Origin of the sequence: Frateuria sp. GZRR33, assembly GCF_051900425.1 — a bacterium.
In the GTDB taxonomy this organism is placed as follows: Bacteria; Pseudomonadota; Gammaproteobacteria; order Xanthomonadales; family Rhodanobacteraceae; genus Frateuria_A.
The window spans coordinates 253,639-267,574 of record NZ_JBHZGK010000006.1; the positions used below are offsets into that span (position 1 = coordinate 253,639).

The 13,936-nt window shown below is 69.6% G+C and carries 9 protein-coding genes; 5 read left to right on the forward strand and 4 right to left on the reverse strand.

Translation table 11 applies throughout. From position 1 onward, the window contains the following. Window positions 1–18 precede the first annotated feature (18 nt). Both ACFWZU_RS10190 and ACFWZU_RS10195 read left to right on the forward strand, forming a co-directional pair. Entirely contained in the window at window positions 19–459 is a 441-nt protein-coding gene (locus ACFWZU_RS10190; RefSeq protein ID WP_439701396.1) for a DUF2231 domain-containing protein, read from the forward strand. Continuing rightward, entirely contained in the window at window positions 456–1,772 is a 1,317-nt protein-coding gene (locus tag ACFWZU_RS10195) for a PQQ-dependent sugar dehydrogenase (RefSeq protein WP_439701397.1), read from the forward strand. The genes ACFWZU_RS10190 and ACFWZU_RS10195 overlap by 4 nt, the downstream gene beginning before the upstream one ends. 12 nt (window positions 1,773–1,784) lie before the next feature. On the opposite strand, the gene ACFWZU_RS10200 is transcribed toward ACFWZU_RS10195, so the two are convergent. Together ACFWZU_RS10200 and ACFWZU_RS10205 are read right to left on the reverse strand one after the other, a co-directional pair. After that, the gene (locus tag ACFWZU_RS10200; protein WP_439701398.1) at window positions 1,785–3,206 is read right to left on the reverse strand and encodes a UdgX family uracil-DNA binding protein; all 1,422 of its coding nucleotides are present in this window, start codon (window positions 3,204–3,206) and stop codon (window positions 1,785–1,787) included. Further along, window positions 3,206–4,426 (reverse strand): putative DNA modification/repair radical SAM protein, encoded by a 1,221-nt coding sequence (locus tag ACFWZU_RS10205; RefSeq protein WP_439701399.1) that lies wholly within the window; start codon window positions 4,424–4,426, stop codon window positions 3,206–3,208. The genes ACFWZU_RS10200 and ACFWZU_RS10205 overlap by 1 nt, the downstream gene beginning before the upstream one ends. Before the next feature lie 198 nt (window positions 4,427–4,624). Between ACFWZU_RS10205 and ACFWZU_RS10210 the strand changes: the two genes are divergently transcribed. Both ACFWZU_RS10210 and ACFWZU_RS10215 read left to right on the forward strand, forming a co-directional pair. Further along, on the forward strand, window positions 4,625–6,184 hold the full coding sequence (locus ACFWZU_RS10210; RefSeq protein WP_439701400.1) for a hypothetical protein: 1,560 nt from the start codon (window positions 4,625–4,627) through the stop codon (window positions 6,182–6,184). 258 nt (window positions 6,185–6,442) lie between these two features. Then, complete coding sequence (locus ACFWZU_RS10215) at window positions 6,443–7,309, forward strand: endonuclease/exonuclease/phosphatase family protein (RefSeq protein ID WP_439701401.1); 867 nt, start codon at window positions 6,443–6,445, stop codon at window positions 7,307–7,309. A 106-nt stretch (window positions 7,310–7,415) separates the two neighbouring features. Here the strand turns inward: ACFWZU_RS10215 and bglX are convergent, their stop codons facing one another. Further along, entirely contained in the window at window positions 7,416–9,788 is a 2,373-nt protein-coding gene (gene bglX, locus ACFWZU_RS10220) for a beta-glucosidase BglX (RefSeq protein ID WP_439701402.1), read from the reverse strand. Between the two features lie 116 nt (window positions 9,789–9,904). On the opposite strand from bglX, the gene ACFWZU_RS10225 reads away from it, so the two are divergent. Then, window positions 9,905–11,755 carry a family 43 glycosylhydrolase gene (locus tag ACFWZU_RS10225; protein ID WP_439701403.1) on the forward strand — a complete coding sequence of 617 codons (1,851 nt, stop codon included), beginning with the start codon at window positions 9,905–9,907 and terminating at the stop codon, window positions 11,753–11,755. Window positions 11,756–12,393: 638 nt separating this feature from the next. On the opposite strand, the gene ACFWZU_RS10230 is transcribed toward ACFWZU_RS10225, so the two are convergent. Further along, the gene (locus ACFWZU_RS10230) at window positions 12,394–13,851 is read right to left on the reverse strand and encodes a glucoamylase family protein (protein ID WP_439701404.1); all 1,458 of its coding nucleotides are present in this window, start codon (window positions 13,849–13,851) and stop codon (window positions 12,394–12,396) included. Window positions 13,852–13,936 lie beyond the last annotated feature (85 nt).

Here is a 13,936-nt window from a genome sequence, read left to right on the forward strand (position 1 = left end):
CGGAGGAGAGCCGATCCCATGAGTTACGTTGCTCCGCTACGGGGAGCCCCTGTCGCGAACGCCGTCTACGACGTGCTGAACCCGATTCCCTACGGCTGCTTCGTCGCCACGCTGATCTTCGACATCCTCTACGCGAGCACCGCCGCGATCCTGTGGGTGCATGCAGCCGCCTGGCTGGTGACCATCGGCCTGCTGTTCGCGATCATTCCGCGGCTGGTGAACCTGGTGCAGGTGTGGATCACCGGCCGTCGCGTCGCACTGCGGGCGGACAAGCTGGATTTCTGGCTCAACCTGGTCGCGATCGTGCTCGCCATCTTCAATGCCTTCGTCCACTCGCGCGACGCCTACGCGGTGGTACCGGCGAACGTATGGCTGTCGGCCTTCACCGTCCTGCTGCTGGTCATCGCCCAGGTGGTGATGGCGCTGGCCCCGTATCGCAGCGGGAGGGTCCTGCCATGAACAAGTGCCTGTGCATGGGCGTTCTCGCGCTGGCATCCGGGCTGCTGGCCGGCTGCGGCAACAAGGCCGACTACACCATGGCCGAACAGTCGGGCACCGGCAAACCGCCCTTGCCCGAGCCGCGCAACTTCCTGCTGCCGCCGATGAAGGTGCCCGAGGGCGTGGGCTGGAAGGACGGCCAGACGCCCAAGGTGGCGCAGGGTCTGGCCATTGCCCGCATCGCCAGCGGCCTGATGCACCCGCGCCAGCTCTATACCCTGCCCAATGGCGACGTGCTGGTGGTCGAGGCGAACAGCCCCGGCACGGAGGAGGTGAGCACACCCAAGCAACTGATCGCCGGCAAGATCAAGAACGGCTCGGGCAAGGGTGGCAAGGGTGGCAACCGGATCACCCTGCTGCGGCCCACCGGCGGCCCCGGCGAATGGGAAAAGCACGTCTTCATCGAGCATCTGAACTCGCCCTTCGGCGTGCAGCTGATCGGCAACACCCTGTACGTGGCCAACACCAACGACATCGTGACCTTCCCCTACACCCCGGGCGAAACCCACATCGACGCACCGGCCAGGTGGTTCACCGACCTGCCCGACACCGTCAACCACCACTGGACCAAGGCGCTGCTCGCCAGCCCTGACGGGCGCAAGCTCTACGTCGGCGTGGGCTCCAACAGCAACATCACCGAGAACGGCCTGGCGGTGGAGTACCGTCGCGCCACCGTTCTGGAGGTCGATGCGGCGACCGGCGCCAGCCGGATCTACGCCGCGGGCCTGCGCAACCCCACCGGGCTGCAGTGGGAACCGCAAACCGGCGCGCTGTGGGCAATCGTCAACGAGCGCGACGAGATCGGCGCCGACCTCGTACCCGACTACCTCACGTCGGTACGCGATGGCGGCTTCTACGGCTGGCCCTACAGCTACTGGGGCCAGCATGTGGACCGGCGCGTGCAGCCGCAAAAGCCGGAGCTGGTGGCCAAGGCGATCGTGCCCGACTACGGCCTGGGCTCCCACGTCGCGCCGCTGGGGCTGCTGATGACGCAGACCAACGCGCTGCCCGCGCAGTACCACAACGGCGCCTTCATCAGCGAACACGGCAGCTGGGACCGCCGCCCGCTCAGCGGCTACCGCGTCACCTTCGTCGCCTTCCCGCAGGGCCACCCGGTCGGCAAGCCGCAACCGGTCGTGACCGGCTTCCATTCGCCGGACGAGTCGCAACTGTATGGCGCGCCGGTCGGACTGGCGCAGGACCACCAGGGCGCCCTGCTGATCGCGGATGACGTCGGCAACGTGGTGTGGCGGGTGACGCCGGCGTCGCGTTGAGGACGCTGCAGCTCAGGCATCCAGCGCCCGGCGCAGCACCGCGAGGTCGCGTACGAAGGCGGGCCACGCGACCTCCCGCTCGCTTGGGGTGAGGCGCAGCAGGTAGGAAGGGTGGACGGTCGCCAGTGCCTGCGTGCCATCGCCGAGCGCATGCCAGCGGCCGCGCGCCTCCAGCAGCCGGACGTCCTTGCCGAGGATCGCCTGCGCCGCCATCGCGCCGAGGCAGACGATCCAGCGCGGCCGCACGCGGAGCAGTTCGGCCTCCAGCCAGCGGCGGCAGGCCGCCTGCTCGGCGGCATTCGCGCGCGCGTGCAGGCGCCGCTTGCCGCGCGGTTCGAACTTGAAGTGCTTGACGGTGTTGGTCACGTACATCGCGCGGCGGTCGAGCCCGAGTTCCTTCAGCGCGCGGTCGAGCAGCTGCCCGGACGGCCCCACGAACGGCCGCCCGGCGAGGTCCTCCTGGTCGCCCGGCTGCTCGCCGAGCAGCATCACGCGCGCGTCCGCCGGCCCTTCGCCGAAGACCGTCTGGGTCGCCGGCTGCCACAGCGGGCAGGCGCGGCAGGCGGCCGCCTCGGCGCGGATCGTCTCCAGCCCGCCCGCCGCCGCCACCGGGCGCACGGCCGGCGCCGGATACGTCTTGCGCGGCACGGTGGGCGGCGCCTGCACCATCGCCTCCATGCGCGCACTGGCGTCGCGGATCAGGCCGGGGATCAGGGTCGCTTCCGGCAGGTTCTTCCAGTAGCGCACGGGCATCTCCTTGACCATCGCGTCGACCTTCAGGCGCGCGGGATTGAAGATGTTGGCGAAGTACGTGCGCCAGAGGTCTTCCAGTGCATCGGCGCCGGGCGCGTCCGCCCGGCTGGCACCACCGCCGAGCGTCAGCGCCTGGCCGTCCCAGTGCGCGCTGCGCGTGGGGGTGAGGATCGACCAGCGCATGCCGGCAAAGCGCCGCACGAAGAACGGCGCCACCTGGGGCAGCACGTCGTGCTCCGGCTCGAACCACGCGATGAACACGTTGCCCTGCGCCTCCTGCACCTCGCGGAAGCGCACGAACGCCTTCATCTTGTGCTTTTCGCGGCTCACCGCCTTGGCCGCACGCAGAGCCCAGGCGACGTCGTCGTCGGTGACGATACGCAGCAACGACCGCTCGCCGTGCGCAAGGCGCCACAGCAGGCGGTACAGCACGGCGTGCCGACGCGCGTCGGCATGCGCCAGCACCCGCGTGGCGAGCACGAGGAATCCCCGCGGCACGCTGCCGGCCACGCCAGCGGGCATGGCCGCCGCTGGCGCGCCCGTATCGACAGTCAGCAGGCCCGCCTGGCCGCCGACCTGCCACGCCACCTGCTCGGGCGGCACGCCCCCGGCCAGCAGCGCACGCGCCCGGCCGCGCCATTCGGCCAGGTCGGCGCCGTCGGCCAGTTGCACCAGGCGCATCAGTGGCCGAACAGGTCGGCCTGCCGCGGCGGTTCGCTCGCGGTGGCGCGCAAGGCGCTGGTCTCGCCCTCGGCGCGGGGGCGATGGTCGAGCGTGGCGACGAACGGTGCCACCTTGCGCATCGGCACGCGCAGCTTGACCAGGTCGTCGTAGCGCACGCGCCGGTGGCGGCGCATCGCCAGCAGTTTCTTCACCGTGGTGACGCCCAGCCCCGGTACCCGCAGCAGCGTCTCGCGCGGCGCGGTGTTGAGGTCGACCGGGAACTGCTCGCGGTGGCGCAGTGCCCAGGCGAGCTTCGGGTCGATGTCCAGGTCGAGCATGCCGCTGGCATCCGGCGGTGCGATCTCGGCCACGTCGAACCCGTAGAAGCGCATCAGCCAGTCGGCCTGGTAGAGCCGGTGCTCGCGCACCAGCGGCGGCGGCCGCAGCGGCAGCGCCCTGGAAGCATCCGGGATCGGGCTGAAGGCGGAGAAGTACACGCGCTTGAGCCGGTAGTTGGAATACAGGTTGCCGCTGGTGGTCAGCACGTCGCGGTCGCTTGCGTCGTCCGCGCCGACGATCATCTGCGTGCTCTGCCCGGCCGGCGCGAACCGCGGCGCCTTCTTCTCGGCCTTCGCCTCCTCGATGTTCAGGCGCATCCGGCCCATCGCCCGGCGGATGTCGCGCTGGTCCTTCTCCGGCGCGAGCGCCTTGAGGCCGCCCTCGGTCGGCATCTCGACATTGATGCTGAGGCGGTCGGCCCAGCGTCCGGCGGCGGCGAGCAGCTCGGGCGAGGCGTCGGGAATCGTCTTCAGGTGGATGTAGCCGCCGAAACGCTCTTCCTGGCGCAGGCGGCGAGCGACCTCCACCAGCATCTCCATGGTGTAGTCGCTCGAGCGGATGATGCCCGAGGAAAGGAACAGGCCCTCGATGTAGTTGCGGCGGTAGAAGTCCATCGTCAGCTGCACCACCTCCTCCACCGTGAAGCGCGCGCGCCGCACGTTGGAACTGCGCCGGTTGATGCAGTAGGCGCAGTCGTAGATGCAGAAGTTGGTGAGCAGGATCTTCAGCAGGGAGATGCAGCGCCCGTCCGGTGCATACGCGTGGCAGATGCCCATGCCCTCGTTCGAGCCGATGCCGCCGCTGGACCGCGCATCGCGCTTCTGCCCGCCGCTGGACGAGCACGAGGCGTCGTACTTGGCCGCGTCGGCCAGCAGGGCAAGTTTCTCGCTGAGCTTCATCGGGTGATTATCCTGCCCACCGCCGTCTCACCGCGTGAGAACCGGGCGACCGGATGCCGCAGGCCTGCGCGCCATTCAGGGGGTGTTCCCTGGCCGCGCCGCTGCCTGCGCTGGAAGTCACGACCATGACCGATGCCACAGGCAGCGCGCCGTGCACGCCGACTAGCGTCGCGGTTCCCGACGTCACAGGTATCCCGCATGGCCGGCACGCCTCCCGCACCGTTCGTTCCGCTCGTCGCCTCCTTCGTGCTGGCCCTCGCCGCGCCCGCGCACGCCACGCCACCGACGACCACCCACCCGCACCCGGGCTGCACGAGCCTTCCGGCGCAGGCGTGCCTCGCGCAGGCCATCGAGGCGATGGGCGGGCGCGCGCGGCTGCAGTCGGTCAGGGAGGTCGAGCTGCAGGGCATGGGCCACACGCTGCTGATGGAACAGTCCTACCGGCAGGCACCGTTCCTCGCCTCCTACCAGCGCTTCCACGAATGGCTGGACTTCGACGATGGCCGCGTACGCAGCGAGCAGACCATCACCTGGCCACAGGCGGGCGGCACCAGCCCTACCGAGGTCGCCTCCACCCAGGTGATGACGCCGTCCGGCGGCGACTACCGCGCGGGTGGCCGCTCGCTGCCGCTGCCCGCCTCGGCCCGCGCCGCGAGCGAGGAACGGCTGCAACTGGATCCGCTGCGGCTGCTGCTCACCGCCGCCGCGGCGCAGGACCTGCAGGCCGCCCCGCCGGTGTCGCTGCACGGCACGCCGCACGACGTGCTCACGTTCGTCTATCACGGCCGCCCGCTCGCCCTCCTGCTCGACCCGGTCAGCCACCTGCCCGACGCCGTGGAGCGCACGCGCACGTTCGACGATTTCTGGTACGCGTGGGGCGACGTGCGCGAACGGATCTACTTCGACAACTGGATTCTCGTCGACGGCATCAGCTATCCGACCACCCGCATCGAGGAACGCAACGGCGCGGTCTGGCGGTCCACCCAGGCGCTGTCCGTGCACTTCAACGGGACAGAGGACCCGGCGCGCTTCACCACGGAGCATGCACTCGCGGCGGACGCGGCAGCTGCCCCGTCGCGCTGGGAGCGGCCCTTCGATCCGCAGGGGCATGTCGAAGTGGCTCCGGGCGTGGACTTCTACCCGGGCGCGTGGAACACCGCGGTCATCCGGCAGGACGACGGCGTGGTGGTACTGGAGACGCCGATCTCGCCGGTCTATACCCGGGGCCTCCTGGCGCAGGCGCACGCGCGTTATCCCGGACTGCCGATCAAGGCGGTCCTCACCAGCTCCGACGCCTGGCCGCATGCCGCCGGCGTGCGCGAGGCGGTCGCCGGTGGCCTGCCGGTGTACGCGCTGGACCTCAACCTGCCCTTGCTGCGGCGGCTGCTCGACGCACCCCACGCGCTGCACCCGGACAGCTTGCAGGACCATCCGCGAACGCCGGTCTGGCGCGTAGTGTCCGGACGCACGGTGATCGGCCGGGGCGACAACCGGATCGAACTCTACCCGCTGCGCGGTGCCGACACCGGGCGCCAGTACATGGTGTATTTCCCGGCCCGGCAGTTGCTCTACGCCAGCGACACGCTGGTCCTCGATCCCAAGAGCGGCGAGCTGTACCAGCCCGAGCTGATGCACGAGGTCATGCAGGCGGTGGCGCGCGAGCACCTGGCGGTGCGTACCGTGTTCGCCATGCATCAAGGGCCCACGCCCTGGAGCCAGGTGGTGCAGAAAGTGGAAGCGGCGCGCCGCGGCCCCTAGTCGGGCCAGCGGAGCCTGGGCGGCCGTGCGCGAACGGCCGGTCCTGGACCGGCCCTGCGCCGATGGCCGGGTGAGACGCAGCACGCAGATTCGGGCGCGCGGTACGCAGCGTCGATTGCCCTGCGGCCCGAACCGCGCCACCGTGGAAGAACGGCTGCGGCGCGGCATGCGCTTCGAAGGTACGCGCGCGTTTCGCAGCGCGTGGACGCCGCGCGGTCGACCCTGACTTCAAGTGCCCACAACCCGCGGAGCCGCCCGATGACCCTCCTGCCACGCGTTTTCCTGATCTGCGGGCTTGCGCTTGCGTCGGCCACCGTGCGTGCCGGCGAGCCGCCCGGCGCACACGACCTGCGTGTGATGACGTTCAACGTCCGCTACGGCGAAGCGGACGACGGCATCAACGCATGGCCGCATCGCCGCGACCTGATGGTGCGGGTCATCCGCCAGGCGCACCCGGACATCATGGGCACGCAAGAGCTGCTCTCGCCCCAGGGCGAGTACCTCGAGCAGCACTTGCCCGGCTACACCTGGTTCGGAATGGGCCGCAACGGCAACGAGATCAACCGCAACGGCAACGAGCACATGGGCGTCTTCTACGACACGGCGCGGCTGAAGCTGCTCGACTCGGGCAATTTCTGGCTCTCGCAGACGCCCGACAAGCCCGGCAGCATCGGCGCCGGCCTGTTGATGCCGCGCATGGTGACCTGGGCGAAGTTCGAGGACCGGCGCAGCGGCAGGCAGTTCTACTACTACAACACCCACTTCCCCTACCGCGACGGCAAGGAGGCCGAGGCGACCCGTGAGCGCTGCGCGGAGCAGATCCGCCAGCGGATGGCGCAACTACCCGCGTCCGTGCCCTTCATCCTCACCGGCGATTTCAACACCACGCCGGACAGCCGGACGCATGCGTCGCTGACGCAAACCCTGCACGACACGCGCACCTCCGCGGCACGGCACGAAGGCCCGGAAGGCACCTTCCACGACTTCACCGGCCAGGCGACCCGCCGCATCGACTGGATCCTCTACCGCGGCCTCAAAGCCGACGACGTGCGCACCATCACCACGCACGACGGCAAGATCTATCCGTCGGACCACTTCCCCGTGGTGGCCAATTTCAGCTGGTAGCGGGAACGCATCGGCCCCTGCGGAAGCGCACCCTGTACGCGACCGCCCTTAGCGGCACGCCCGGATCACGCACCCGGCGCACCCTGCGAACAGGCGCCGAGCGCGATCAACGCGTCACGTCGAAATCCGCCTGCCCCGTCGCCTGCGAGCTGCCTCCGACCCATACCGTGTAATGCGTGGGCTCGACCACCTGGCGGCTGTGCACGTCGTAGAAGGACAGCTCCGGGAAACCCAGCTCGAAGCGCAGCTGCCGCGACTCCCCCGGCTTGAGCGTCACGCGCTGGAAGCCCTTGAGGCTGCGCACCGGCTGCTCGACGCTCGCGCCGAGGTTGCGCACGTAGAGCTGCGCCACCTCGGTGCCCTCGCGCTTGCCCGTGTTGGTCAGCGTGGCGGTGACCGTGACCAGCGAACGGGCTTCCGGCCGGTTCGCCTCGGCGAGCGGCACCGTGGCGCGCGACACGCGCACGTCCGAATAGGCGAAGTCGGTGTAGCCGAGCCCGTAGCCGAACGGGAACAGCGCATCGTTGGGCACGTCGATGTAGCGCGAGACGAAGCGCGTTTCGCCGCCGCTGGGCGGCTTGCTCAGGTCGGCATCGCCGGCCGGGCGGCCGGTGGGGAACTGGGCGTAGTACAGCGGCTCCTGCCCGACTGCGCGCGGGAAGCTCATCGGCAGCTTGCCGCTGGGTGCCGCATCGCCGAACAGCACGTTCGCCAGCGCGTTGCCCGCTTCGGTGCCGGGGAACCACACCGCCATGATGGCCGGCACATGCGTGGCCGCCCAGTCGAGCACCAGCGGACGACCGGAGAACACCAGCAGCACGACCGGCTTGCCGGTGGCCACCACCTGCTCGAGCAGTTGCTGCTGGTTGCCCGGCAGGTCGAGGTGGGCGCGCGAGCCCGCCTCGCCGCTCATCTCCGAAGACTCGCCCAGCGCCATCACCACCACGTCGGCCTGGCGCGCCGCCTGCAGCGCGGCGTCGAAGCCGGCGGTCGAGTCGCCCAGCACATCGGCGCCATGCGCAAAGAGTACGCGACCACCGCGCTGCTGCATGCGCCGCTCCAGCGCCTGGCGCAGGGTCACCACGTCGGACGCCTGCGTGCCGCCGCCCCAGGCGCCCTGCATCTCGTTGGCGGCGTCAGCCAGCGGGCCGATGAGAGCAACCGACTTCACGCCATCGGCGAGCGGCAGCAGGGCCTTGCCCCCGACGCCCGCGTTGCGCAGCAGGACGAACGACTCCTCGGCGGCGCGGCGCACCAGCGGCCGGTGGGCCGGCACCGCATGCGTCACCTCGGTGCCCTGCGCGTAGGGATGCTCGAACAGCCCCAGCGCGAACTTCACCCGCAGCACGCGGCGCACCGCTTCGTCGACGGTGGCCATCGACAGCCGGTGTGCGGCCAGCAGCTTGGGGATCTGCGTGTCGTAGAAGTGGGACATCATGTCCACTTCCACGCCCGCCTCCAGCGCCTTCTCCGTCGCCGTGGCGGCGTCGAGCGCGATGCCGTGGTGGGTCAGCTCCATCACCGCCGTGTAGTCGCTGACGACGAAGCCGTTGAAGCCCCATTCCTTGCGCAGGATCTCGTCCATCAGGTACGGATTGGCGGTGGCCGGCACGCCGTTGAGCGCGTTGAACGAGCTCATCATCGTCGCCGCGCCCGCTTCGACCGCCGCCTTGTACGGCGGCAGGTAGACCTGGCGCAGGCGGATGTCGGACATGTCGGTGGTGTTGTACTCGCGCCCGGCCTCCGCCGCGCCGTAGGCCGCGAAATGCTTGACCGAGGCGGCAACGCTGTCCGGCTTCGACAGGTCGGTGCCCTGGTAACCGCGCACGTAGGCGCGCGCCATCGCCGAGCCGAGGTAGGGGTCCTCGCCGGCGCCTTCGGTGGAGCGTCCCCAGCGCGCGTCGCGCGAGATGTCGACCATCGGCGAGTAGAACCACTTCACGCCGGCGGTGGTGGCTTCGGTCGCGGCCATGTGCGAGAGCTGCTCGACCAGCGCCGTGTCCCACGATGCGGCCAGGCCCAGCGGTACCGGGTAGATGGTGCGATAGCCGTGGATCACGTCCGCGCCGAACAGGATCGGGATGTGCAGGCGGCTGTGCATCGCCGCCTCCTGGAAGGCGCGCGTCTTCTGCGCGCCGACCACGTTGAGCATCGAACCCAGCCGGCCCTGTTTGGCCAGCGCCATGGCGTCGACCTCGGTCCTGGTCTCCGGGTTCGCCGCCAGGGCCGTGTCGCCGCTGGCCGGGGTCGGCGCACTGAAGCCCTGGTCGTTGTACTGCACGAGCTGGCCGATCTTCTCCTCCAGCGTCATCTGCTTCAGTAGCGCATCGACTTTCTTCTCGATCGCCGGCGAAGCCAGTTGGGCGTTCGACGGCGCGGCGGCGTGCGGCAGCGTATCGGCGGTGGCACATCCACAGGCGAGCGTGGCGGCCAGCAGCAGTGCGACGGGATGCAGGCGGAACAGCGGTAATCGTTTCATGGCGGCATGGCATGCGGGCGGCAGCGCCCGCTTGGACGTGAAAACGTTTACACGACCGGGTGTGAAAAGATCCGGAGCTGACCCGAGGGTTCCGCTTCCGATCGAGGCCACGCACCATGCCCCACGCCCGCCCTGCCCGTTTCCGTGTTGTCCTCGCCCTGCTGGCCGGCAGTCTCGCCACGCACGCGGCCGCCGCGGCAGTGAACCCGCACGGTCGTACCTGGGCCAACCCGGTCGACGTCGACTACCGCTACAACTACGAGCAGATGAACCAGGGCATTTCCTACCGCACCGGCGCCGACCCGGCGGTGGTGCGCTATGGCGATGCGTACTACCTGTTCCTGACCCTGGCCGACGGCTACTGGCGCTCCACCGACCTGGTGCACTGGACGTTCGTCAAACCCGACCGCTGGCCGTTCGACGGTCCGGTGGCGCCTGCGACGCTGGTCGCCGACGGCAAGCTGTTCCTGATGCAGTCGGCGATGCAGCCGGTGCCGCTGCTCTACTCCACCGATCCGGCGCACGGCCATTGGAATTTCTGGACCCGGTTGCTGCCGCCGATCCCCGGCGCCGTCTGGGCCGGCCACGAGAGCGAGATGAAGCCCGGCGACCTGCCCCCAGGCCCGTGGGACCCGGGCCTGTTTCGCGACGAGGACGGCAAGACCTACCTGTACTGGGATTCCTCCAACGTGTTCCCGCTCTACGGCGCGCAGATCGACCTGGCGCTGGAGCACGCCGATGAAGGCGAAGGCAAGCGCGTCACCTTCGTGGGCAAGCCCAAGGCCCTGCTGCGCCTCCATCCGGACCAGCACGGCTGGGAGCGCTTCGGGCAGGACCATACCGACGACAGCATCGATCCCTATGTCGAGGGCGCCTGGATGAACCGCCACGGCGACACCTACTACCTGCAGTACGGCGCGCCCGGCACCGAGTTCAACGTCTACGCCACCGGCGTCTACACCAGCGACAAACCGCTCGGTCCGTTCCACTACGCGCCCTACAACCCGGTCGGCTACAAGCCCGGCGGTTTCGTGGTCGGCGCCGGCCACGGCTCGACGTTCGATGACGCGTACGGCAACACCTGGAATACCGGGACCATGTGGGTGGCGGTGAACTGGCGGTTCGAACGCCGCGTCGACCTGTTCCCGGCCGGCTTCCACGACGATGGCCAGATGTGGGTCGACACGCGCTTCGGCGACTTCCCGCAGCGCATGCCCGACCACAGGCTCAAGCCCGGCGAGAGCACGTTCACCGGCTGGATGCTGCTGTCCTGGCACAAGAACGCCACCGCGTCGTCGCAGTTGCCCGGTCACGGGCCGGCCGAGGTCACCGACGAGAATCCGCGCACCTACTGGGTCGCGGCGAAGGACAACCCCGGCCAGACGCTGACGGTCGATCTCGGTGCCACGCGCACGGTGCGCGCCGTGCAGGTGAACTACACCGACTACAAGGCGGGCCGCTACGGCGACGCACCGGACATCGTGACCCGGTTCAGGCTCGAAGGGTCCACCGACGGCACGCACTGGACCGTGCTGGCCGATCTGTCGCACGAAACGCGCGACCGGCCCAACGCGTACCTGGAACTCGACCAGCCCGCGCACATCCGCTACGTGCGGTACGTGCACGGGCACGTCGGTGCGAAACACCTGGCGATCTCCGACCTGCGCGTGTTCGGCAACGCAGACGGCGCGCCGCCGCCGGCACCGCAACTGGTGTCGGCCACGCGCGATGCGGACGCGCGCAACGCCGAGATCGTCTGGAAGCCGGTACCGGGTGCCGTGGGCTACAACGTGCGCTGGGGACTGTCCGCCGACCGCCTGCACGAGACCTATCAGCGCTTCGCCGACCAGCCCACGCACCTTCAGTTGCGCTCGCTCAACAAGGGCGTGCGCTACGTGGTGGCCGTGGAAGCGTTCGACGAGCGCGGGGTGTCGAAGCTGTCGCGGGTGGCGACGCTCGAGCCCTGACCGAAACGCGGTCCGCCTAACCGCCCCTGTGCCACCAGGCGCTTCGCTCTCCTGCACCGGCCAAGCACGCGCGAAGCGGGATACCCCGTTGTAGGAGCCCACCTGTGGGCGACCGCCATGCAGCCTACGGAGCAAACATCCCGGTCGCGCACAGGTGCGCTCCTACAGCGGACATGCGAGTGCGAGGCGGGATACGCCATTGTAGGAGCCCACCTGTGGGCGACCGCCATGCAGCCTACGGAGCAAACATCCCGGTCGCGCACAGGTGCGCTCCTACAGCGGACATGCGAGCGCGAGCCGGGATACGCCATTGTAGAAGTCCACCTGTGGGCGACCGCCATGCAGCCTGCGGAGCAGACATCACGATCGCGCACAGGTGCGCTCCTACAGCAGACATGCGAGCGCGAGGCGGGATACCACGTTGTAGGAGCCCACCTGTGGGCGACCGCCATGCAGCCTGCGGAGCAGACATCCCGGTCGCGCACAGGTGCGCTCCTACAGCGGACGTGCGATCGCGAGGCGGGATACGCCATTGTAGGAGCCCACCTGTGGGCGACCGCCATGCGGCCTGCCGAGCAGACATCACGGTCGCGCACAGGTGCGCTCCTGCATCGACCATGCGAGCGTGCGGTCGTGCCTCAGGGCGTGGGTGCGTCCAGCCAGCCGCCGGTGAAACCGGCCTTCTCCAGGCCCGTGCGGATGTACGGGTTGCGCCGCATCACCTTCCACACGAAATCGCTGCGCCAGTTCTCGATCATCAGCACGATCGGCCCCTGGTCGATGCCCAGTTGCACGTTGTCGACCCAGCCCAGCCCCGGGACCAGTCGCCCGGTGCGCAGCTCGGTCTGGGTGTGGAAGCTCGGGTTGAAAGCGTCGACGAAACCGTAGCGGCCGTAGATGGACTTGCCGTAGCGCTGCTTCATCGTCGCCAGCGCGGGAATCACGATTTCCGGGGCGAAGGCGATCGATCCGCCCGCCGCCGTGGGCGCGATCGTGCCGTCGTCGGAGATGTCATCCAGGCCCGCGCCGCGTGCGGTGTAGCCCTCGAACCTGAGTGTCTTGTCGCCCTCCTCCACCACGATGCCGCCCGGCCCGTTGCAGGCGGTAAGGCCCCACACGTCGGCGCCGTAGCCGGTCCAGTGCCCGGGGTTGGCGATCGCGTAGTTGCGCTGGCTGTAGGTGGCGCGCCGGCTGTTCTCGAAGTAGTCCAGGTCGTGCTCGCGGTTCCAGTCGTCGCGGATGCCCCGGAAATCAACCCACACGTGGCTGTACTGGTGGCCGAACATGGGCGCGAAGTTGAGGAAGGTCTGACCCTGGAAGGTGCCCCAGCTGTCGTCGTTGGTCGACGCCCAGGCCTTCCATGCCGCCGGTTCCACCGGATGGGTCGGTGAGCCCAGCGCCAGGATGTAGACCAGCATGCCCTCGTTGTAGCCCTTCCAGTCGCTCGGGATGTACTTGCCGCCCGGCGTCCAGCCCATGCCGATCAGCGGCGCGCGCGGCTGCATCCAGGGCCAGTCGACGCGCCGGTAGAGGGTGTCGGCCAGTGCGCGGATCTCGCGCTCGCCAGGCGTGTCGCGATCGAAGTAGGACTGCGCGAACAGCACGCCGCCGAGCAGCAGCGTGGTGTCGACGCTGGACAGCTCCACCCAGCGCCCGAAGCGCTTGCCGGTCTGCATGTCCAGGAAGTGGTAGTAGAAGCCATGGAAGCCCGCGGCATCGTCCTCGCTGCCGTTCTGCGGGGCATCCTCGAAGAAGCGCAGCGTCGCGAGCGTGCGTTCCACCGCCTGGGCGCGCGTGATGTAGCCGCGCTCCACGCCCACGCCGTAGGCAGTCAGCGCGAAGCCGACCGCCGCGATGCTGGAGAACGACTCGCCCGGATAGTGGTCGGGCACCAGTCCGGTCTTCGGGTCGGCGCTGTCCCAGAACCAGTCGAAGGTGCGCCGCTCCAGGTCGTCGACCATCCGCTGCTGCGAGGACGGCAGCGAAGCATAGGTGGTCGCCGCGGGCGCGGGCGCCGCCGCACGGGCCGGCGAGTTTGCCGCCAGGGCCATGGCCAGCAGCGCGGTCGTCAGGGTGAAATGGAAGCGACGAGGCATCGGAGTAGAGAGTCAGGCAGTGGAAGCATGGGCAGGCCTGGCGGGGGCGCAGGGTGTCCGGGTCCCGCCCCGGCAAGCGCTTCGG